The organism is Bradyrhizobium sp. Arg816 (assembly GCF_029989365.1).
Lineage (GTDB): Bacteria > Pseudomonadota > Alphaproteobacteria > Rhizobiales > Xanthobacteraceae > Bradyrhizobium.
On sequence record NZ_JAPRAQ010000010.1, the window covers coordinates 157,770 to 177,465 of the forward strand.

The following is a 19,696-nucleotide window of genomic DNA, read 5'->3' on the forward strand; positions in this document are numbered from 1 at the left end:
CCTGCCCACCGTTTCTTTCAATCGCGGAGAGATGGTGGGCACGGCGCTCACGCGCCTTTGCCCACCCTACGATATCGCGCTTATTTCTTCACCAGCGGGCACTCGCTGTCCTTGAGCGGCTTGGCCGCGTCTTCGGCCGAAATGGTCGAGACCAGCTTGTAATAGTCCCACGGTCCCTTCGACTCCTCGGGCTTCTTCACCTCGAACAGATAGGCCGGAATGATGCGGCGGCCGTCCTCGCGGAGCGGGCCCTTGCCGAACAGCGGATCGTCGGTCGGGATTTCCTTCATCTTGGCGACGACCTTGGCGCCGTCATGCGGATTGCCGCCGAGAGCCTCGAGTGCCTTCAGGTAATGCAGGATGGCCGCGTAGTTGCCGGCCTGAGTCATCGACGGCATCGCCTTGTTGGTCACCTTCTCCTGGAAGCGCTTCGAGAAGGCGCGGGTGCCTTCGTTAAGGTCCCAGTAGAAGGATTCGGTGAAGGTGAGGCCGTGCGCGGTCTTGAGGCCAAGCGAGTGGACGTCGTTGATGAAGAGCAGGAGCGCGGCGAGTTTCTGGCCGCCCTCGACGATGCCGAACTCGGCCGCCTGCTTGATCGAGTTGGTGGTATCGCCGCCCGCATTGGCAAGACCGACGATCTTGGCCTTTGAGTTTTGCGCCTGCAGCAGGAAGGACGAGAAGTCGGACGTGTTGAGCGGATGCTTGACGCCGCCGAGCACCTTGCCGCCGTTCGCGGTGACGACCGCGCTGGTGTCACGTTCGAGCGCGGCACCGAAAGCATAATCCGCGGTCAGGAAGAACCAGCTGTCGCCGCCGGCCTTGGTCAGCGCCTTGCCGGTGCCGTTGGCGAGCATGTAGGTGTCGTAGGTGTAGGAGATGGTGTTGGCGTTGCAGGCCTTGCCGGTGAGGTCGGCGCTGGCGCCGCCATTGTTGAGCAGGACTGCGTTCTTTTCCTTGGCGACGTTGCTGACGGCCAGCGCGACGCCGGAGTTCGGCGTGTCGGCGATCACGTCGACTTTCTGGGTATCGATCCACTGCCGCGCGATGTTGACGCCGACGTCAGGCTTGTTCTGGTGGTCGCCGCTGATGACCTCGATCTTCCAGCCCTTGGCGGCCAGACCGGAATCCTCGACCGCCATCTTGACGGCCACCACGGCGTTGGGCCCGCCGATGTCGGCGTAGAGGCTGGACATGTCGTTGAGCACGCCGATCGTGACGGTCTTGTCCTGGGCGTAGGCGGATGATGCGAAACCGAAAGCAGCGCAGGCAAGAAGAGCCGCGGAGCGGCGCGCGAACGTCGTCGTCATAAAGGGTTTCCTCCATTGTCAAATATGCGGACGGCTCTCTTGCGGAGCCTTGTTCCGGCTGATCGCTCTACCGTGTCCCACGGTCTGCGGCAATGCGCCTAAAGCCGGATGACGCTGCGGCGTAGCGTCATCCGTCGGTTAACTTTTGGGTAAAATGCGTCGAGACGCTATTTCAGCGCGTCCGAGGTCAGCTTGAATTTCTGGATGCGCTTACCGGTATCGACCTCGGCGGTATAGACGTTACCCTTGGCGTCGACCGCCATCGCATGCACCCAGTGGAACTGCCCGGCATTGCGGCCGTTGTGGCCGAAGCCGCCGACCACGCTGCCGTCGTCGCGCTTGATTATCCGGATCTCGTTGTTTTCGCCGTCGGCGCTGAGCAAATAGGTCTGCTTCGGATCGGGCCAGATCGCGAGGTCCCACACCGCGCCGTTGCCAAGGGTGTTCCTCTCGAAGAAGAACTCCTTCACGAAGGTGCCATCCTTTTTGAACACCTGGATGCGATTGTTGATGCGGTCGCAGACGTAGACGAGACCGTCATTGGCGAGCTTCACGCAGTGGACGGGATTTCCGAATTGCTGGGAGACGGGCGCCTTGGGATCGTACGCCGCCTGCTTGCTGTCGTCGGGCTTGTTGCCGTAGGCGCCCCAGTGCCGCTTGTAGGCGAGCGTCGTCGCATCGAACACGATGACGCGGCGGTTGCCGTAGCCGTCGGCGACGTATATTTCGTTCGCCTCCTTGTCGATCGCGGTTTCAGCGGGCTTGCCGAGCTGCGTGGTGTCGTTGCTGCCGAGGCTCGGCGCGATCTTGCCGATCTGGGCGACGAACTTGCCGTCGAGCGTGAACTTCAAGATGGCGTTGTCGTTGTCGGCGTTGCCGCCGACCCAGACGAAGCCGCGCTCGTCGATCTCGATGCCGTGCTCGCGGCCGACCCATTCATAGCCTTCGCCGGGACCGCCCCAGGACCGCAGCAGATTGCCGTCGGTGTCGAATTCGAGCACGGGAGGCGCCGACACGCAGCACTTCGAGCGCGGTGGGTTGAGGCTCGCGCCCTTCTCGTCATCGGTGAGCGAGCGCGGACGATGGATCACCCAGATATGGCCCTGCCAGTCGACGGTGATGCCGCCGACCTGACCGAGGATCCAGTTATTCGGCAGCTGTTTTGGCCAGGAGGCATCGACCGCGAAGGTCGGGACGTCGCCCGCAGTCGCCCTGCCTGGAAGCACGAACGCGATGGCTGCAATCAGGATGGAGAAGGCGTGAGAGACTCGTACGAGCGCACGGCCGAGCCTTGTACGACCAAGCCTTGTACAGACAAGCCCTACGCGATCATGCCACGGCGCCATGGCAACCTCCCTTTTTTGGCTTGCGGCTTGCTGCCGCTTGAGCGCGGGCAGTCAATCGCGGGGAGGCACGCGAGTCAATCAGGCCGGCGAACGGAAGCTCATCAAGGCGCGCGTCTTGTAGTCGTAGAACTTGCCGGTTTCGGTCCAGTCAGGCGCGCACATCGGCACGATGAATTCGGCGACCTGTTCGGGCGTGTCGAGCGTCGCCGGATCTTCGCCCGGCATCAACGTGGCGCGCATGCGGGTGCGGATCGGGCCCGGGTTGAACAGATTGACACGGAGCGGCGTATTCGCGGTTTCCTGCGCCCAGGCGCGGGCCAGCGTTTCCAGCGCGGCCTTGGAGGCGGCGTAGGGGCTGACATAGGCGGTGGCCTTGTTGGCGGCGCCCGAGGTGATGAACACGGCCCGGCCGGCATCGGACTGCTTCAGCAGTGGTTCCATGCAGCGGATCAGCTGGAAGTTCGCGGAGACGTTGACCGCCATCACGTCGGTGAAAGCTTTCAGTTCGATGTGGCCGACCGGCGAGGAGGGGCCGAGCACGCCGGCATTGCCGACGAGGATGTCGAGCTTGCCATAGCGTTCGTGCAGGCCGGCGCCAAGCCGCGCGATGCCGTCGGAATCGGTGAGGTTGAGCGGCACCAGCGTGGCGCTGCCGCCGTCTTTCCGGATCTCGTCATCGAGCTCTTCCAGCCCGCCCTGCGTGCGCGCGACAGCGACGATATGCGCGCCGGCTTTGGCCAGCGCCCTGGCCGTGGCGAAGCCGATGCCGCGCGAGGCGCCGGTGACGAGAGCGATGCGATTGGCGAGGGGTTTTGTCATGTCCGTGTATCCACGTCTTCGCGGCGGGTTTTACAGACATGGATAACCGGGACAAGCCCGGCATGACAGAATTATTGCCTTTGAGCTTTAGCTGTCGCCGCCCAGCTGCATATTGTCGTTGTTAGTCCCGTTTCCCGAGCCGTCGGGTGTGACCTTCGTACCCTGCCTGAATGCAAAGACGATGAAGCCGACCAAAAGCCCTCCGCAGAGAATGGCGATGGCCAGTTGCATCGTCGCGGTCTTTCGTCAGCTCGCCTCGGCCAGCAGCGACAGCTGCCGCGGCTGCTGCTCGGTCTGGGTCTGGTCGGTGAGGTGGGTCGGATACGCCCCGGTGAAGCAATGATCCGAGAATTTCGGATTGGCGGGGTCGCGGCCGGGCTCGCCCATGGCGCGGTACATGCCGTCGATCGACAGGAAGGCGAGCGAGTCGGCGCCGATGATCTCGCGCATCTCCTCCAGCGAATGCGTCGCCGCCAGAAGGCCGCCGCGATCCGGCAGGTCGATGCCGTAATAATCGGGATAGAGGATCGGCGGCGAGGCGAGGCGGAAATGCACTTCCTTGGCGCCCGCATCGCGCATCATGCGCACGATCTTCTTCGAGGTGGTGCCGCGCACCAGCGAGTCGTCGATCAGGATGATGCGCTTGCCTTCGATCGCGGCGCGGTTGGCCGAATGCTTCATGCGCACGCCGGACTCGCGGATCGCCTGCGTCGGCTGGATGAAGGTGCGGCCGACATAGTGGTTGCGGATGATGCCGAGCTCGAACGGCACGCCGGAATGCTGGCTGTAGCCGACCGCGGCGGGCACGCCGGAATCCGGCACCGGCACGACGACGTCGATCGGCACATGGCTCTCGCGCGCGAGCTGCGCACCAAAGGCCTTGCGCACTTCGTAGACCGAGCGGCCGTGAACGATGGAGTCCGGACGGGAGAAATAGATGTATTCGAAGATGCAGGGGCGCGGCGCCATCGGCGGGAACGGCTTGTGGATGTCCTGGCCGTTCTCGTCGAACACGATGACTTCGCCGGGCTCGATGTCGCGAATGAAGCGCGCGCCGATGATGTCGAGCGCGCAGGTCTCCGAGGTCAGGATCGGGCAACCGTCGAGCTCGCCGAGCACCAGCGGGCGGATGCCGCGTGGATCGCGCGCGCCGACCAGTTTCTTGTTGGTCAGCGAAACCAGCGCATAGGCGCCTTCGATCTCACGCAGGGCGTCGATGTAGCGCTCGATGAAGCGGCTGCGCCTGGAGCGCGCGACCAGATGCAGGATCACCTCGGTGTCGGTGGTCGACTGCATCATCGCGCCGTTCTTCACGAGCTCGCGGCGCAGCGTCAGGCCGTTGGTGAGGTTGCCGTTGTGGGCGACCGCAAGGCCGCCGGCATTGAGCTCGGCGAACAGCGGCTGCACGTTGCGCAGGATGGTGGCGCCGGTGGTGGAGTAGCGGACATGGCCGACGGCCATATTGCCGGGCAGGCGGTCGATCACCTCGCGGCGGGAGAAGGTGTCGCCGACGAGTCCGAGGCGGCGTTCCGAGTGAAAGCGGCTGCCGTCGTAGGAGACGATGCCGGCGGCTTCCTGGCCGCGATGCTGGAGGGCGTGGAGGCCGAGCGCGGTGATGGCGGCGGCGTCAGGGTGGCCATAAATGCCGAAGACGCCGCATTCCTCGCGGAGCGTATCGCCCTCCAGGTCGTCCTGAAGCTCTAGCGCGGCCGGGCCGAGATCACGTTGGGCGTCCTGGTCAGGGTGTCGCATCTCGTCCGCGCCTCTCTTTAGGGCCTAATCAACGCGCCGCAGGTTTCTCGATCAGCTTCTTGAGGCTGTCACGAGCAGGTTTACTGTATCCGTCGCCACTGCCCGAAGGCTGCTGCTCGGAATCAGCTTGATCATCATCTGGTTTGTTTTTCTTGAATCTCTTCAAGATGGTGTTCTCGGGGTCGTCAGGCAAGAGGGCCATCAGCCAATCGCCGGTTCCCTGGAGCACCACGCGGGATTTTGCCCCCGTGACCCAGTCCGGACGCTGCTTGTCCGGCACCAGCCAGGTGAAGAACAGGAACGCGACCACGACGATCAAAAGCCCGCGAGCGAGGCCAAACAGGAAGCCCAGGGTGCGGTCCAGCGCGCCGATGCGCGAATCCAGGATCATGTCGGAGATCCGGACCGTGATCACGGAGACCACGACCAGGGTGCCCACGAACACGCCGGCGACCACGACGACGCTCGCGACCGTGTCGTTGTTGAAATAGGTCTTTGCGGTCGGCAGCAGCTTCGAGAACGAGTACAGCGTCACGATCGCCGCAGCGCCCCAGGCCGCGATCGACAGGATTTCACGCATGAAGCCGCGGACCATGGCGAGCAGGCCCGAGATCAGCATCACACCGAGCAGGATCAGGTCGAGGAGTGTTACTGGCATCGGCTGGTCGGGTCCGCTCGTACTTCAAGGTGCTCAGCGAATCGGTGTTTGGCCGTGGCCTTAAGTGAGGGCCAGACGGCGTTCCCGGCAAGGCCGCAACCACGCAATCCCATGCTGCTTTTGTGACGGCTGTATAGCGGCGGGGGCGGAGGACGTCACCTCCACCTAACCCTCTCCACGGCGGAATCTTGCCGGTGTGGCATTTTTCTCCGCCGGCGGGCTCTGTTCGCCGCGGCGAGAGCCCCGGGCCGCGATCTCGGCCACCAGCGTCGTCAGGCTGTTGATCGCGTTCAGGGACAGTCCGGCGTCGCCGCCAGCATCGCCGCCCCGGGCCGATTCGGGCAGCACGGCGCGCTTGAAGCCGAGCTTGACCGCTTCCTTGAGCCGGGCCGGGGTCTGCGCCACCGGGCGGATGACGCCGGAGAGCGAAATCTCGCCGAAATAGACCGCATCGGTGGGTAACTGCGCATTAACCAGGGATGAAACCAGTGCGGCCGCGGCGGCCATATCGGCCGCCGGCTCGTGGATGCGCAGGCCGCCCGCGACGTTCAGATAGACGTCGTGGCCGGACAGCTTGACCCCGCAATGGGCCTCCAGCACCGCCAGCACCATGGAGAGCCTGCTCTGATCCCAGCCGACCACGGCCCGGCGCGGGGTGCCGAGCGAGGTCGGGGCCACCAAGGCCTGCAATTCGACCAGAACGGGCCTCGTGCCCTCGATGCCCGCGAAGACTGCGGTGCCCGGCGTGCCCAGATCGCGCTCGGACAGGAACAGTTCGGACGGATTGGTGACCTCGCGCAGGCCAAGGCCGGTCATCTCGAACACGCCGATCTCGTCGGTCGGGCCGAAGCGGTTCTTCACGGCGCGCAGGATGCGGAATTGCTGCGAACCTTCGCCCTCGAAGGACAGCACCGCATCGACCATGTGCTCGACCACGCGGGGGCCGGCGATCTGGCCGTCCTTGGTGACATGGCCGACCAGGATGATGGCCGCGCCGGTCTTCTTGGCGAAACGAATGAGCGCCTGCGCCGAGGCGCGCACCTGGGTGACCGTGCCGGGCGCGGATTCCACCGTGTCAGTCCACATGGTCTGGATCGAATCGATCACGATCAGCCGCGGCACCGCGCCTTCCGACAGCGTCGAGACGATGTCCTCGACCGAGGTCTCGGCCGCAAGCTGCACCGGCGCGTCCGACAGCCCGAGGCGCTCGGCGCGCAGGCGCACCTGGGCGACCGCCTCTTCGCCGGAGATGTAGACGATGCGGTGGCCGGCGCGCGCCATCATGCTGGTGGCCTGCGTCAGCAGCGTCGACTTGCCGATGCCGGGATCGCCGCCGACCAGCAGCACCGAGCCGCGGACGAAGCCGCCACCGGTGACGCGGTCGAGCTCGGTCATGCCCGAGGACAGGCGAGGAGCGTCCTGGGTCTTCCCCGACAGGCTCTCCAGCGCAAACGTCCGTCCCTTGCGCTTGGAGCGGATCGAGACCGGCACGCTGCCGGACGTATCCTCCTCGGCAAGGGTGTTCCACTCGCCGCAGGATTCGCACTTGCCCTGCCAGCGGTTATAGGCCGCGCCGCAGTTCTGGCAGACGAAGGAAAGCGTGTTCTTGGCCATGGGGACAGCGAGTCGTGGGTTTCAGGTTTGCTGATAGCACGGAATGACGGGTGGAGACGGCGATCGCCAGCATCCCCATTAGCCCAATTCAGCGCAGCCGATACACCCTTTGTTAGCTCTACGCCGCCGCGCCGCTCCGGACTTTGCCAAATGTTAGCGGACGCGGGTCCAGGTTCGAAACCAATACGGGATGGCGAAACGAATGACGGTAGTCTTGCGGATAATGCTCGCTGTGGGCATGGCCTGCGGCTTTCTTATGCCGGTTGGCGGCGCCGTTGCGGCCGACGCCGGGCGTCTCAATATCGTTTTCGTCAACCCCGGCAAGACCGGCGAGGTCTACTGGGACATGGTCGCGCAGACCATGCAGGCCGCGGGCCGCAAGCTCGACGCGCATGTCGAGGTGCTGACCAGCGAGCGGAACTACCGCACCATGCAGGAGCTTGGCTTCGGCGTGGTGGCACGCGCCGACAAGCCGGACTTCCTCATCCTGTCGAACGAGGAATCCGCCGCCGTTCCCATCCTGGAGGCGGCCGAGGCCGCCGGGGTCAAGACGCTGCTGCTCTCGAACCCGCTGATCGGTGACGACGCCGCGCGCCTCGGACCGCCCCGGCAAAAGCTCAAGACCTGGCTCGGTGACATCACGACGGATCTCCAGACCGCGGGCGCGAGGATGGCCAATGCCCTGATCAGCGCGGCGCGCGCCGAGAAATGGCAGAGTCCGGACGGCAAGATCCACATTCTCGGCATCGGTGGCGACGAGATCACGCCGGCCTCGATCGCCCGCAACGCCGGTCTCAAGCTCGCGGTGGAGGCCGCGCCCGATGTGGTGGTGGACCGGATGCTGTTCGCCAACTGGACCCAGTCGGAGGCAGAGCAGGTCACCAGGAATTATCTGAGCTGGGCCGCGCGCAAGGAAATCCGGCCTGCCGGCATCTGGGCCGGAAACGATCCGATGGCGCTTGGCGCGCTTCGCGCGGTGGTCGCTGCCGGCCTCACGCCCGGCCGAAACATCCAGCTGGTTGGCCTCAACTGGTCGGAGGACGCGCTGCGCGAGATCAAGGCGGGCCGTCTGCTCATGACCGATGGCGGACATTTCCTGCTCGGCGGCTGGTCGATCGTCCTCCTGCGCGACTACGCCGACGGCTGCGATTTCGCGGCCGCATCGCCCCGCGTCGAGGCCAAGACGTCGGCGATCACGCGCGACAATCTCGCTGCGGTCGGAGACCTCATCAAGACGCGCGCCTTCGATCGGATCGATTTCGCGCGCTTCAGGGCGAGGGCAGGGCGCTGCGGCCAGTACGATTTCTCCATCGATGCGCTCATCTCTTCGCTGACGCTTCCGGAAGGCGCTGCCGACTGATGCGAAACGGTGACGACATGACCGACCCGGATCGCAAGCAGCAGGCGGCGGCGCCGTCGCGCTCGCGCTCGGTGGTCCGCGCGATGCTCTGGGCCACCGTGCCGGTGCTGCTCGTGGTGCAGCTGCTCGCCTCCGCCGGCGTCGAGGCATCGAGCTTCTGGTCGCAGATCAGGCAGCTCGACGCGCGCATTGCCCGCACGGCCGAGAGCCGCGCCGAGCTGATCGCCGAGCCGCTCTGGAAGATGCGCTACGATCAGGTCACGAGCGTGCTCAACGAGATCATGCACGACGAGACCATTGCCGCGGCGGCCGTTTATGACGACACCGGCGTCGCGATCGCGCGGGTGGTGGCGCGGCCGGCGGACCAGGCGGTATCGGAAGTCTCGCGTCCGATCCGCTACAGCAACGGCAACATCGCCGTGCAGGCCGGCCGTATCGCGATCGCCTATTCCTATGCGACGGTCTACGCGGACACGGGCGGCCGGCTGATGTTGCTGCTGGTGGTCGGCCTGCTCGCAACATTTGCCACCCTGATCGCGATGCGGATCTCGGCCAACATCTTCATCGGCAGGCCGCTCACCGCAATCATGTCGGCGATCCAGCGCAGCAAGCAGGACGGGCGAGCCTATCCGGCCGACATCAAATCGACGAACGAGTTCGGCCAGCTCGCGCGTGCCTTCAACGCCATGCAGCACACGACGTCCGGGGCGCTCGATCGGCTCGGCCACATGGCCGCGCACGATCCGCTCACGGGCCTGCCCAACCGTCGCTCGCTGTCCGAGCATCTGGTGACCCTGAGCGGCGATGCCGGCTCGCCGGACTCGCTGATCGCCTTCTGCTTCATCGATCTCGACGACTTCAAGGGCATCAACGACACCTTCGGCCACGACGCCGGCGACAAGTTCCTGGTGCACATCTCCGAGCGCCTTGGCGATGCGGTCGAACCGCAGGATTGGGTCGCCCGGCTCGGCGGCGACGAATTCGTCGTCATCCGCCCCGAGGTCAGCAATGAAGCGACCGCTCAGGCATTCGCACGCCAGCTGTTAGATGCGATTTCCGAGCCGATCCGGCTGCACGACAAGCAGGTCGTGCCGCGCGCCAGCATCGGCCTTGCCGTGCGCCGCGCCGGCGATCCCGAGCTGTCGCATTTGCCGGCGCTCGCCGACATCGCGCTCTACCATGCCAAGAGCAAGGCGCCCGGCACGGTCGCCGTGCTCGACGAAGCGCTTCAGCGCGACTACCGCCGCCGCCGGGATCTCGAGCTCGCCATTCCCACAGGCTTCGCCGAGGGGCAGTTCGAGGTCTGGTATCAAAGCCAGGTCGACCTCGAGAGCCAGGCCGTTGTCGGCCTCGAGGCGCTGATCCGCTGGCGCCATCCCGAGCTTGGCTTGATCGGTCCCGGCGAATTCCTGCCGCTGATCGAGCGCAGCGGCAACAATGCGCGGCTGACGCGCTACGTGCTGACCGATGCCTGTCGCGCGCTGCAGCGACTGGCGTCCGCCGGCAGGTCGCAGATCCGGATCGCGATCAATCTGCCGCCGTCCGAGCTCGCCGACCATTCGCTCGCTGCCGAGCTGCGCGCGACCTGTGCGCGTTTCAGCGTTGCGGCCTCATCGCTGGAGCTCGAGATCACCGAGGGCTCGCTGATCAACAACATCGCCAGCGCCTCCGAGACGCTGCACCGCCTGCGGCGCCTGGGCGCAACGATTGCGCTCGACGATTTCGGCACGGGCTACAGCTCGCTCGCACATCTCAGGCGGTTCCCGCTCGACAAGGTCAAGATCGACAAGGCCTTCATCAGCGAGATCCCTGACAGCGCGGAAGACAAGGCGATCGTCGGCGTCATCGCCTCGCTCGCCGGCACGCTGGGGCTGACGCTCGTCGCGGAAGGCATCGAGCGGCCCGAGCAGGCCGACGCCATGCGCGAGATGGGCGTGATGCTCGGGCAAGGGTATCACTACCATCGGCCACAGCCGCTCGACGCCGTACTGCAATGGCTCGAAAAGCAGGCGGTGCCCACTGAGACGAGCCGCGTGCTCGCCGACAGCCCCTCGATCGCGCCCGAATTCGCCGCCTGAGCGCGATTAGGGCTGCGTTGCGTTCCAGAGCATGGAGAGCCCGGCCGCGATCATGATCGCGTCCATCACCAGGCGGAACATCTCCGGCTTGAGATGCAGCACGAAGCGTTTTGCGATGAAGGCGCCCGACATCAGCGAGGAGCCCGCAACCAGCCCCTTGATGAAGACGTCCTGCGTCAGCGCGCCGAAACGTTCGAAGGTCACGGACTTCGCGAAGTAGAGGCCGAGTGAGGAAGCCGCCTCGGTGGCGAGGAAGGCGCCCTTCGACAGGCCGTAGAACAGGAACAGCGGCACGCTGAGCGGGCCGGTCGAGACCACGATGCCGGTGAGATAGCCGATGACCGCGCCGCCGATCGCGAGGTGCCAAAGATTGGCCTTGAGGTCGTGCCGCGCCAGCCAGTGCCGCACCGGCACCATCGTGATCAGGAAGATGCCGATGGCGAGATCGACGGCGTGCGAGGGGAGCGCGAGCAGCGTGCGTGCGCCCAGCACGGCGGCCGGAATGCCCGTCACCGAATAGGCCGCGCAGGCCCGCCAGTCGACCTCGCGCCACCAGGCCAGGATCCGGGAGAAATTCGCCATGACGGAGGCGACCGCCATGATCGGCACCGCTTCCTTCGGCCCATAGGCATAAACCAGCACCGGCATCAGCATGATCGACGACCCCGTGCCGACGATGCCTGAGACGGTGCCGGCGATCAGGCCGACGATGAGGACGAAGAGAAAGGCCAAGGTGCTCTCCACGAATCGGGAGAGTTTAGCCGTGGCCGGCGATGCGGGCGATCCATTCCGGGCGAGGGAACCGATCGCTCAGCGCGTGCGGTCCGGGCAGGCCGTCAGCCTTGCTCATCCATGACGCGCAGCTTCTCGACGCGGCGGCGAAAGTCCTCGTCCGTCGAGAACTCGGCGGAGAGATAGGACGAGACCAGATCCACGGCGAGCCAGGCGCCGACGATCTGCGCGCCGATGCACATGACGTTGACGTCGTCATGCTCGACGCTCTGATGGGCGGAATGAACGTCGTGGCAGACCGCGGCGCGGATGCCCTTCATCTTATTGGCCGCGATCGAGGCGCCGACGCCGGTGCCGCACACCATGATGCCGCGTGCGGCTTCGCCCGACGTCACCTTCTGAGCCACGGCCCGCGCGATGTCGGGGAAGTCCACCGGCTTGTCGTCATGGGAGCCGACGTCGACGATGTCGTGGCCGAGGCTGCGGATGTGATCGATAACGGTCTGCTTGAGCGGCCAGCCGGCGTGGTCGGATCCGATGACGAGACGCATGTGATGTCCTTCTTGATTTTACATTGGCCGTGACAGCCGCTTCGCGGCTGTCACGATTTTCCCTGGTTTCAGCTGCGCATGTCGGGCGGCAGCTCGACCCCGTGGAATTTCTTGTAGATCGCGTTGAGCTTGCCGTTCTTGACGTTCTCGGTGATCCAGGCGTTGAGCTTGTCCATCAGGCGCTGCTCACCCTTCTTCAGGCCGATCGCGAGGTCGAAGGTCGCCAGCGGAATCCGGGACTCGAACACACGCGACGGGTTCTTCACCCCGATCTGGTTGATGATCGTCGCCGACGAGGCGACGCAGTCGACCTGGCCGGAGACGGCCGCCGTCACCATCGTGGCGTCGTCGTCGTAGCGCGAGATCTTGAGATCCTTGTCCTTCATGTTGGACAGGGTGGTGTCCTGCGTGGTGCCGCGGGAGACGCCGATCGGCTTGTCCTTCAGGTCGGGCCAGTCCTTGACGGTCGAGGATTTCAGGCAGCCGACATCGGATTGCAGCGTCGCATAGCGCTTGGTGAAGTCGATGACCTTGGCACGATCGGGCGTCACCGACAGGGTCGAGATGATGATGTCGGCCTTGCCGGTCAGGACGTTAGGGATGCGGGTCGCGCCGGTGGTCTGGATGAATTCGAGCTCGAGCCCCCAATCCTTGGCGAGCAGTTGCGCCACTTCGACGTCGGAGCCGGTCGGCTTCATGCTGCTGTCCATCATGCCCGAGGGCGGAATGGCGACGTCCGTCGAAATGCGGATCTTCTTGGCCTGCGTGATGTCGTCGAGCAGGTCGGCCGACGCCGGCGTGGCTGATATCATGACGAGGCCGAACAGCGCGGTGGCGGTCCCCAGCAGTGTCTTGTTTGTCATCCTTGGTTCTCCTCTCCTGTTATGATTTTAAGTTTCCAGTGCCCACGAATTGCGTGAGTTCGGGCGTCGCCGGCGACGTCAGGATCGAGGCGGGGCCGGTCTCGTGGACCTTGCCGCGATGCATGAAGACGATCCGGTCGGCGATGCCTTTGGCAAAGCCCATCTCGTGGGTGACCATCACCATGGTCATGCCGTCCGCCGCGAGTTGCTCGATCACCTTCAGCACCTCGGCGGTAAGCTCGGGGTCGAGCGCGGAGGTGACCTCGTCGAACAGCATCACTTTCGGCTGCATCGCGAGCGAGCGGGCGATGGCCGCGCGCTGCTGCTGTCCGCCGGAGAGCTGCTCGGGATAGGCGTGCAGCTTCTCCTCTAACCCGACCTGCGCGAGCACTTTTCGGGCGAGGTCCCTGGCTTGCGAGGTGGCCATGCCCTTCACGGCGCAGGGGGCGAGCGTGATGTTCTGTTCGATCGTGAGGTGAGGAAACAGATTGTAGCTCTGGAACACGATGCCGACGTCCTGGCGCAGCGCGCGCAGATCGACATCGGGACGATCGACGCGATGCCCGCACACCACGATCTCGCCGCCGTCGACCTTCTCGAAGCGGTCGATGCAGCGCAGCGCCGTGCTCTTGCCGGAGCCGGAGCGGCCGATCAGCGCCAGCACCTCGCCGCGCTCGACGGCAAAGGAGACGCCATCGAGCACCCGGAGCGGGCCAAAGCTCTTCTGCACGTCGCGAAGCGACACGATCGGTTCGGAGGAGGAGGGGTTTTGCTGCATGTCAGGCTGGTGCGAGGTTGGACCTGCCACGCCCCATCCGCCGTTCCAGCTTCTGGCTGAACAGGGACAGGGGATAGCACATGGCGAAATAGACGACGGCGATGATCGCGTAGATGGCGAACGGCTCGAACAGCGAGTTGTTGACGATCTGGCCCGACCGCATCAGCTCCACGAAGCCGACCACGGAGGCCAGCGAGGTGTTCTTGATGATCTGCACCATGAAGCCGACGGTCGGCGGCGTCGCGATGCGGATCGCCTGCGGCAGGATCACCTTCATCATGCGCTGGGTGCGGCTCAGCGCGAGGCCTTCGGCGGCCTCCCATTGCGGCTTCGGCACCGACTGGATGCAGCCGCGCCAGATCTCGCCGAGATAGGCCGAGACATAGAGTGTGAGCGAAGCGCCGGCGGCAGCTAACGCCGAGACCTTGAGGCCGATCGCCGCGAGGCCGAAATAGCCGAGGAACAGGATGACGAGGAGCGGAGTTCCCTGGATCAGCTGGACATAGACGCCGCTGGCGATCCGCACCGATTTGAGTGGCGAGATGCGCGCCAGCGCGATCACAAAGCCGACGATGCCGCCGCCGATCAGCGCGATCACGGACAGGCCAATCGTCCACAGCGCGCCCTGACCGAGGAACATCAGATGATTGATGTTGAGATGTCCGCCCATGGTCATCTCACAACGGTGTGCCGAGCCGGCGCCGGCGCGGAAACAGCACGAGGCCGAGGCCCCAGAAGCCCGCGCGCATCACCAGCGACAGGATGACGTAGAGCACGGCGACGATGATGTAAGTCTCGAACGCGCGATAGGTGTCCGACTGGATGTAGTTGGCGACGGCGGTGAGTTCCTCCGCCGAGATCTGCGAGCAGACCGAGGAGGCCAGCATCAACAGCACGAACTGGCTGGTCAGCGCCGGATAGACCTTCTCGATCGCCGGCAGCAGGATGATGTGCCAGTAGATTTGCAGTCGCGACAGCGCCAGCCCTTCGGCGGCCTCGATCTGTCCGCGCGGGATCGCTTCGAAGCCGGCGCGCATGATCTCGGCGGTGTAGGCGCCGACATTGATCGTCAGCGCGGCCACGGCCACCGTGAAGGCGGAGAATTTCAGCCCCAGGCTGGCGAGGCCGAAATAGACCAGAAAGATCTGGACCAGCAGAGGCGTGTTGCGGATGGTCTCGACATAGACTTTGCAGGCGCCCGCGATCAGCGGGCTCCGTGCCCCGCGGCCGACGGCTGCGAGCGTGCCGAACAGGGCGCCGAGCACCGTCGCGAAGGCCGCCAACTCCAGCGTCAGCGCCGCGCCGGCCAGAAAATTCGGCCAACGCTCCAGCACCGCGGGAAAGTCGAGTTGGAGGCTCATCGTATCGGCTTCAGCCCGTCACCTGGTTGGTCATGCGGTCATAGACGCGGAACAGCGCCTGGTTACCGTTGCTGCCTTCGCCATGCGCGCGTGCGTCCACGTACTGGCTGGTGACGAGCGCGGTTCCGGGCAACGGCACGCTCAGCGCCTGTGCGTGCTCCTGCACCAGGCGGAGGTCCTTGAGCTGGAGATCGATCCGGAAGCCGGCGGAGACGTCGCCCGCGATCATTGCGGGGCCGAGCTTGTCGAGCATCCAGGAGGCGGCGGAGCCACCGAGCAGAACGCGACGCAGCAGATTGAGATCGATGCCAGACGCGCGCCCGAGCGCGAGCGCCTCGCAGATCGCCTGGATGTTGATACCGCAGATCAGCTGATTGCAGAGCTTGACGGTTTGCCCCGCACCGGCCGCGCCGACATGCGTGATGGTCGTGCCCATTGCGCGGAAGAACGGCTCGGCCTGCGCGAAGGCCGCCGCATCGCCGCCGGCCATGATCGAGAGCGCAGCGTTCTTGGCGCCCACGGGCCCGCCAGAGACCGGCGCGTCGATGAAGCTGACGCCGACCTTTTGCAGGTCGGCATGGATGCGGCGGACGGCGACCGGCGAGATCGTGCTCATGTCGACGATCAGCTGGCCGGGCGGGGGAGACTTCAGGAGACCGTGCTCGCCGTAAACGGTCGCCTCGACGTGGGGCGTATCGGGCAGCATGGTGATGACGATCTCAGCGCCTTGCGCGGCGTCGGCGGGGCTGTTGGCGCCGGCCGCGCCTTCCTTGACGCTGTCGGCCAAGGCGGCTTCGTTGAGATCGAAGACGCGAACCGCATGCCCGGCCACCAGGAGGTTGCGCACCATCTCGCGGCCCATCGTGCCGATGCCGATGAAGCCGACATTGCCCTTGTCGTTCCGTCCCATGTCAGTCGTCCGTTTCTTGGTTGATTGGTTTCTTGCTTGTTGGCTGCCGCGATCAGCCTGAGGCGCTGGTCCTGTCGATGTCCCCGACGACGGCGCGCCTGCGATATTCGTCGCCGATGGCAAAATGCTTGCGCAGCGTCGCATCCGCTCGCTCGGGGTCGCGCGCGATGATCGCGTCGAAGATGCGCCGGTGGTCGTCGATCAGGTACGTCTTCATCGACGGGAAGGCCTGCACCAGCTCGCGGCGGCTGCGATGCGAATGCGTCAGCAGTCCCGCCAGCGAGCCGTGCAAGACCATCAGTGTTTCTGAATGCGAGGCCACGACGATGGCGCGATGGAATTCGAAGTCGGCCATGCCGCCGGCATCCGCCTCGTCGATCGTCTCTCCGATCTTCGCGAGCGCACGCTGCAGGCGTTCGAAATCGGCAATGTTGGCGCGCTCGCAGGCGAGGCGGATCGCCTGACACTCGATCGCGACGCGCGCCTGCATGACGTCATCGAGCATGTCCGCCTGCTGGGCGAGCGCGAAGGTGAAGAAGTCGTTCAGCACCGAGACGTCCGGCTGCGTCACCACGGTGCCGATGCGGTCGCGGATCTCGACGATGCCGAGCACGGTGAGGGCGCGCAGTGCCTCGCGGACGATCGGCCGGCTGACGCCGAGGAGGGTTGCCAGCTCGCGCTCGGAAATCAGGCGGTCGCCGGGCTTGAGCGAGCCCGCAAGAAGGCGTTCGCGCAGGAAGGCGAACACCTTCTCGAACCCTTTTTCGCCTTCGGCGGCCCGCTTCAGTTCCATCCCGGTCTCTTTTTGGTCTGATCTTGGTCAGACCAGTAGGCTAACCAGAGCGCCGGCGTCAAGAGCCTTGGTTAATCGCGGGTGTCGCAGGCGCGGCCAATCCGATCGGTTCCCCGGCCGGATCCTTCAAATTTGAGGCGTATTGATCCGAGCGTTCACTCAAAGAATTTGAGGTCCGCGATGCCCGATCATCATTCTTTCTCCGCCCTCGACCGTCATGCGGCGCTCAGCGGATCTGACAACGGCTTTCCCTGGTTTGCGAGCACAATGCTCGCGGTCGAAGCGAGCGAGGTGGTGCGGCTGCGCTGCGAGAAGCTCAGCCACGGCGATGCGGCCGCCGGGCAGGAGGCCATGCTGATGGTGAGCGAGAAGATCGCAGCGGCTTTCGAGGCGGCAGCGAACCTGCTCGCCGGAGCAACACCAGCCGCCATCGTCCAGCGCTATCGCGAGCACGTCGCCGCGAACGCCAGGCGGCTGTCCGCGACTGAGGCTCCATGACGGAGTTGCGCTGCTGACAGCATGTTGGCAGCAGGGGCAGGCTACGACCATCTCCTGACAAAACGGGGAGCGGGTCCATGCCGATCGAGGCAAGCTGTCATTGCGGTGAGACGGTGTTCGAGGTGACGGAGGTGCCGGCGAGCGTAACGCGCTGCACCTGCTCACTCTGCGCCAAGCGGGGCGCGTTGTGGGCCTATTACACGCCGGCGCAATTTCGCCTGCTGTCGCCGCCGGAAAATGTCGCGACCTATCTCTGGGGCAGCCGCACGGTCAAACATCATTTCTGCGCGAGCTGCGGCTGCGGCACCTATTCGGAGTCGCCTGACTGGTCGACCGGCAAGCCCGATTTCGACAATCCCAAGGTTGCCGTGAACGCGCGCCTGTTCGACGATTTCGATCTCGAGGCCGTGCCGGTGAACATGATCGACGGCAGGAATTTGTGGTGAGCATGCAGGGCTAACGCATGTCCGCTGCGCGTCTGTGACGTTGAGGCCATTTTAAAAAGCTGATCTGGTCCGGCCCCGGAGAAAAAGGGGAGGAAGCCACGATGCGTCTTTTTGCGCGAGTGATGCTCGTAATGTGTCTGGTCGTTGCAGCTGGCTTCGACGCGCAGGCGCAGACCAAACCGAAGGTCACGACATCAGGACCTGACTTCCCCAAGGCCGCGCTGTTCGTCGGCAACAGCTTCTTCTACTACAACAACGGCATGCCCGGACACCTCTCCTTCATGGAGCGGGCTGCGGATGCCGAGAACAAGGCGGCGTACCGCAACACCATGGCCACGATCGGCGGCTCCGGCCTCGACTGGCACGACATGGACAATCTGCTGCGGCCGGGCGGCATCGGCGCCTATTCCTTCGACGAGCAGAACAACGTCGTCTTCAACAAGCCGGGCAGGCAGTTCGATGCCGTCGTGATGATGGATTGCAGCCAGTGCCCGATCCATCCGCAATTGAAGGACGCGTTCACGACCTTCGTCAAGAAGGATAGCGAGATCGTCCGTGCCCACGGCATGCGGCCGGTGTTTTTCATGTCCTGGGCCTATGCCGACAAGCCGGAGATGACGGAAGCGTTGGCCGAGGCCTATACGCTCGCCGGCAATGCCAATGATGCGCTCGTGATCCCCGCAGGCCTCGCCTTCGCGCGCGTCCGCAAGCTCCAGCCGGAACTCAATCTGTATGCGCCGGACAAGCGGCACCCGAGTCCGGCGGGCACGTATCTGGCAACCTGCGTAACACTCGCCGCGCTGACCGGGCGTTCGCCGGTCGGTAATTCCTACACGATGGGGCTCGACCCCGAGACGACGCAGCTGCTGCAAAAGGCAGCGTGGGATACGGTACAGGAATATTACGGGCGTTGAACTCGGGTGATTTCGTAGGGTGGGCAAAGGCGCGCTTGCGCCGTGCCCACCATCTGTCTGCATAAGCAAATTTGGTGGGCACGCTTCGCTTTGCCCACCCTACGGCACTACGGGATCATCGCTATTTCAGCACCACCCACGCTGGCGCGTGATCGCTCGCCCCATCCTCGCCACGCACATTCTTGTCGACACCCGCCTTGGCCAGCCGCGAGACCAGGGCAGGGCTGAGCAGGAGATGATCGAGCCGCAGGCCCGCATCGCGCGGCCAGCGGTTTCGCTTGTAGTCCCAGAACGTGTAGATGCGTTTCTCCGGATTCAGTTCGCGGATCGCATCACACCAACCCTGTTCGACCAGCGACGCGAACGCCGCGCGGCTCTTCGGCTGGATCAGCGCATCCTTGTCCCATGAGCGCGTCGGATAGATGTCGATCTCATCAGGCGCGACGTTGTAGTCGCCGGCGAGCACCACGGGCAGATCCTGCTTGATGAAGGTCTTGGCGTGGCGCTTGAGGCGTGCGAACCACTCGAGCTTGAAGTCGAATTTCGGCCCCGGCTGCGGATTGCCGTTCGGCAGGTAAATGCTGGTGACGATGATTCCGCGCACGGCGGCCTCGATGTAGCGGGCTTCGCGATCATCAGGCTTTCCCGGCAAGCGATCGCGGGTGAGAATGGGCTCGGCATTGCGGGCGAGGATGGCGACGCCGTTCCACGTCTTCTGTCCACACCACACCGCGCCGTAGCCGGCCTTTTCGATGGCCGCCGCCGGAAATTCGCCATCACTTGCCTTCAATTCCTGAAGCGCGACGACATCGGGCTTGGCCGCGCGCATCCATGCCAGCAAATTGGGCAGGCGGCGGTTGATGTTGTTGATGTTGAATGTCGCGATCTTCATGTAGAGCTAATAGCTCCTGCCTTC

At 64.8% G+C, this 19,696-nt stretch carries 21 protein-coding genes; 5 read left to right on the forward strand and 16 right to left on the reverse strand.

Annotated features, from left to right (window positions below):
* Nucleotides 1-80: 80 nt before the first annotated feature.
* The 7 genes from OWC48_RS24730 to radA form a co-directional block, all read right to left on the reverse strand.
* Nucleotides 81-1,307, reverse strand: a complete 1,227-nt coding sequence (locus OWC48_RS24730) for an ABC transporter substrate-binding protein (RefSeq protein ID WP_282522295.1) — start codon at nucleotides 1,305-1,307, stop codon at nucleotides 81-83.
* Between the two features lie 167 nt (nucleotides 1,308-1,474).
* A complete protein-coding gene (locus tag OWC48_RS24735) occupies nucleotides 1,475-2,653 on the reverse strand; it encodes a hypothetical protein (RefSeq protein ID WP_282522296.1) in 1,179 nt (392 codons plus the stop codon).
* Nucleotides 2,654-2,731: 78 nt separating this feature from the next.
* Entirely contained in the window at nucleotides 2,732-3,472 is a 741-nt protein-coding gene (locus OWC48_RS24740; protein WP_282522297.1) for an SDR family NAD(P)-dependent oxidoreductase, read from the reverse strand.
* An 87-nt stretch (nucleotides 3,473-3,559) separates the two neighbouring features.
* Nucleotides 3,560-3,703, reverse strand: coding sequence for a hypothetical protein (locus tag OWC48_RS24745; RefSeq protein ID WP_282522298.1), 144 nt, complete (start codon nucleotides 3,701-3,703; stop codon nucleotides 3,560-3,562).
* A 15-nt stretch (nucleotides 3,704-3,718) separates the two neighbouring features.
* Nucleotides 3,719-5,224 (reverse strand): amidophosphoribosyltransferase, encoded by a 1,506-nt coding sequence (purF, locus tag OWC48_RS24750; RefSeq protein ID WP_014495832.1) that lies wholly within the window; start codon nucleotides 5,222-5,224, stop codon nucleotides 3,719-3,721.
* Between the two features lie 28 nt (nucleotides 5,225-5,252).
* Complete coding sequence (locus OWC48_RS24755; RefSeq protein ID WP_011086837.1) at nucleotides 5,253-5,882, reverse strand: CvpA family protein; 630 nt, start codon at nucleotides 5,880-5,882, stop codon at nucleotides 5,253-5,255.
* A 165-nt stretch (nucleotides 5,883-6,047) separates the two neighbouring features.
* Nucleotides 6,048-7,496, reverse strand: coding sequence for a DNA repair protein RadA (gene radA / locus OWC48_RS24760; protein ID WP_282522299.1), 1,449 nt, complete (start codon nucleotides 7,494-7,496; stop codon nucleotides 6,048-6,050).
* 202 nt (nucleotides 7,497-7,698) lie between these two features.
* Between radA and OWC48_RS24765 the strand changes: the two genes are divergently transcribed.
* The gene (locus tag OWC48_RS24765; protein WP_282522300.1) at nucleotides 7,699-8,856 is read left to right on the forward strand and encodes an ABC transporter substrate-binding protein; all 1,158 of its coding nucleotides are present in this window, start codon (nucleotides 7,699-7,701) and stop codon (nucleotides 8,854-8,856) included.
* Nucleotides 8,856-10,934: a bifunctional diguanylate cyclase/phosphodiesterase gene (locus OWC48_RS24770; RefSeq protein WP_282522301.1), complete on the forward strand. Its 2,079-nt coding sequence runs from the start codon at nucleotides 8,856-8,858 to the stop codon at nucleotides 10,932-10,934. The genes OWC48_RS24765 and OWC48_RS24770 overlap by 1 nt, the downstream gene beginning before the upstream one ends.
* Nucleotides 10,935-10,940: 6 nt before the next feature.
* Here OWC48_RS24770 and OWC48_RS24775 read toward each other — a convergent pair whose 3' ends face one another.
* The 8 genes from OWC48_RS24775 to OWC48_RS24810 all read right to left on the reverse strand — a co-directional run bounded on the left by OWC48_RS24775 (nucleotide 10,941) and on the right by OWC48_RS24810 (nucleotide 16,922).
* Nucleotides 10,941-11,666 carry a sulfite exporter TauE/SafE family protein gene (locus tag OWC48_RS24775; protein WP_282522302.1) on the reverse strand — a complete coding sequence of 242 codons (726 nt, stop codon included), beginning with the start codon at nucleotides 11,664-11,666 and terminating at the stop codon, nucleotides 10,941-10,943.
* Between the two features lie 104 nt (nucleotides 11,667-11,770).
* Nucleotides 11,771-12,217: a ribose 5-phosphate isomerase B gene (rpiB, locus tag OWC48_RS24780; RefSeq protein WP_071914697.1), complete on the reverse strand. Its 447-nt coding sequence runs from the start codon at nucleotides 12,215-12,217 to the stop codon at nucleotides 11,771-11,773.
* A gap of 68 nt (nucleotides 12,218-12,285) precedes the next feature.
* A complete protein-coding gene (locus OWC48_RS24785) occupies nucleotides 12,286-13,080 on the reverse strand; it encodes a transporter substrate-binding domain-containing protein (RefSeq protein WP_063983715.1) in 795 nt (264 codons plus the stop codon).
* A 19-nt stretch (nucleotides 13,081-13,099) separates the two neighbouring features.
* On the reverse strand, nucleotides 13,100-13,858 hold the full coding sequence (locus OWC48_RS24790) for an amino acid ABC transporter ATP-binding protein (protein WP_282522420.1): 759 nt from the start codon (nucleotides 13,856-13,858) through the stop codon (nucleotides 13,100-13,102).
* Between the two features lies 1 nt (nucleotide 13,859).
* Nucleotides 13,860-14,528: an amino acid ABC transporter permease gene (locus tag OWC48_RS24795; RefSeq protein ID WP_282522303.1), complete on the reverse strand. Its 669-nt coding sequence runs from the start codon at nucleotides 14,526-14,528 to the stop codon at nucleotides 13,860-13,862.
* Nucleotides 14,529-14,535: 7 nt separating this feature from the next.
* Entirely contained in the window at nucleotides 14,536-15,219 is a 684-nt protein-coding gene (locus tag OWC48_RS24800) for an amino acid ABC transporter permease (protein WP_282522304.1), read from the reverse strand.
* A 10-nt stretch (nucleotides 15,220-15,229) separates the two neighbouring features.
* Nucleotides 15,230-16,129, reverse strand: a complete 900-nt coding sequence (locus tag OWC48_RS24805; protein ID WP_282522305.1) for an NAD(P)-dependent oxidoreductase — start codon at nucleotides 16,127-16,129, stop codon at nucleotides 15,230-15,232.
* 52 nt (nucleotides 16,130-16,181) lie between these two features.
* Nucleotides 16,182-16,922, reverse strand: a complete 741-nt coding sequence (locus OWC48_RS24810; RefSeq protein WP_282522306.1) for a FadR/GntR family transcriptional regulator — start codon at nucleotides 16,920-16,922, stop codon at nucleotides 16,182-16,184.
* A 180-nt stretch (nucleotides 16,923-17,102) separates the two neighbouring features.
* Here OWC48_RS24810 and OWC48_RS24815 point away from each other — a divergent pair, with 180 nt between their 5' ends.
* From OWC48_RS24815 to OWC48_RS24825, 3 genes are all read left to right on the forward strand, one after another.
* The gene (locus tag OWC48_RS24815; RefSeq protein ID WP_282522307.1) at nucleotides 17,103-17,420 is read left to right on the forward strand and encodes a hypothetical protein; all 318 of its coding nucleotides are present in this window, start codon (nucleotides 17,103-17,105) and stop codon (nucleotides 17,418-17,420) included.
* 77 nt (nucleotides 17,421-17,497) lie between these two features.
* Complete coding sequence (locus OWC48_RS24820; RefSeq protein ID WP_248883013.1) at nucleotides 17,498-17,866, forward strand: GFA family protein; 369 nt, start codon at nucleotides 17,498-17,500, stop codon at nucleotides 17,864-17,866.
* A gap of 101 nt (nucleotides 17,867-17,967) precedes the next feature.
* Nucleotides 17,968-18,780, forward strand: a complete 813-nt coding sequence (locus OWC48_RS24825; RefSeq protein WP_282522308.1) for a DUF4886 domain-containing protein — start codon at nucleotides 17,968-17,970, stop codon at nucleotides 18,778-18,780.
* Nucleotides 18,781-18,901: 121 nt separating this feature from the next.
* Here the strand turns inward: OWC48_RS24825 and OWC48_RS24830 are convergent, their stop codons facing one another.
* Nucleotides 18,902-19,672, reverse strand: a complete 771-nt coding sequence (locus tag OWC48_RS24830; RefSeq protein ID WP_282522309.1) for an exodeoxyribonuclease III — start codon at nucleotides 19,670-19,672, stop codon at nucleotides 18,902-18,904.
* Nucleotides 19,673-19,696 lie beyond the last annotated feature (24 nt).

Bases quoted from the DNA above. Each gene is read 5' to 3' on its own strand.
- OWC48_RS24740 (WP_282522297.1), bottom strand. From the start codon at position 3,472: ATGACAAAACCCCTCGCCAATCGCATCGCTCTCGTCACCGGCGCCTCG.
- OWC48_RS24790 (WP_282522420.1), bottom strand. From the start codon at position 13,858: ATGCAGCAAAACCCCTCCTCCTCCGAACCGATCGTGTCGCTTCGCGAC.
- purF (WP_014495832.1), bottom strand. From the start codon at position 5,224: ATGCGACACCCTGACCAGGACGCCCAACGTGATCTCGGCCCGGCCGCG.
- OWC48_RS24745 (WP_282522298.1), bottom strand. From the start codon at position 3,703: ATGCAACTGGCCATCGCCATTCTCTGCGGAGGGCTTTTGGTCGGCTTC.
- OWC48_RS24830 (WP_282522309.1), bottom strand. From the start codon at position 19,672: ATGAAGATCGCGACATTCAACATCAACAACATCAACCGCCGCCTGCCC.
- OWC48_RS24825 (WP_282522308.1), top strand. From the start codon at position 17,968: ATGCGTCTTTTTGCGCGAGTGATGCTCGTAATGTGTCTGGTCGTTGCA.
- OWC48_RS24800 (WP_282522304.1), bottom strand. From the start codon at position 15,219: ATGAGCCTCCAACTCGACTTTCCCGCGGTGCTGGAGCGTTGGCCGAAT.
- OWC48_RS24765 (WP_282522300.1), top strand. From the start codon at position 7,699: ATGACGGTAGTCTTGCGGATAATGCTCGCTGTGGGCATGGCCTGCGGC.
- OWC48_RS24755 (WP_011086837.1), bottom strand. From the start codon at position 5,882: ATGCCAGTAACACTCCTCGACCTGATCCTGCTCGGTGTGATGCTGATC.
- OWC48_RS24730 (WP_282522295.1), bottom strand. From the start codon at position 1,307: ATGACGACGACGTTCGCGCGCCGCTCCGCGGCTCTTCTTGCCTGCGCT.
- OWC48_RS24770 (WP_282522301.1), top strand. From the start codon at position 8,856: ATGCGAAACGGTGACGACATGACCGACCCGGATCGCAAGCAGCAGGCG.
- OWC48_RS24795 (WP_282522303.1), bottom strand. From the start codon at position 14,528: ATGGGCGGACATCTCAACATCAATCATCTGATGTTCCTCGGTCAGGGC.
- OWC48_RS24810 (WP_282522306.1), bottom strand. From the start codon at position 16,922: ATGGAACTGAAGCGGGCCGCCGAAGGCGAAAAAGGGTTCGAGAAGGTG.
- OWC48_RS24785 (WP_063983715.1), bottom strand. From the start codon at position 13,080: ATGACAAACAAGACACTGCTGGGGACCGCCACCGCGCTGTTCGGCCTC.
- rpiB (WP_071914697.1), bottom strand. From the start codon at position 12,217: ATGCGTCTCGTCATCGGATCCGACCACGCCGGCTGGCCGCTCAAGCAG.
- OWC48_RS24805 (WP_282522305.1), bottom strand. From the start codon at position 16,129: ATGGGACGGAACGACAAGGGCAATGTCGGCTTCATCGGCATCGGCACG.
- OWC48_RS24735 (WP_282522296.1), bottom strand. From the start codon at position 2,653: ATGGCGCCGTGGCATGATCGCGTAGGGCTTGTCTGTACAAGGCTTGGT.
- radA (WP_282522299.1), bottom strand. From the start codon at position 7,496: ATGGCCAAGAACACGCTTTCCTTCGTCTGCCAGAACTGCGGCGCGGCC.
- OWC48_RS24815 (WP_282522307.1), top strand. From the start codon at position 17,103: ATGCCCGATCATCATTCTTTCTCCGCCCTCGACCGTCATGCGGCGCTC.
- OWC48_RS24820 (WP_248883013.1), top strand. From the start codon at position 17,498: ATGCCGATCGAGGCAAGCTGTCATTGCGGTGAGACGGTGTTCGAGGTG.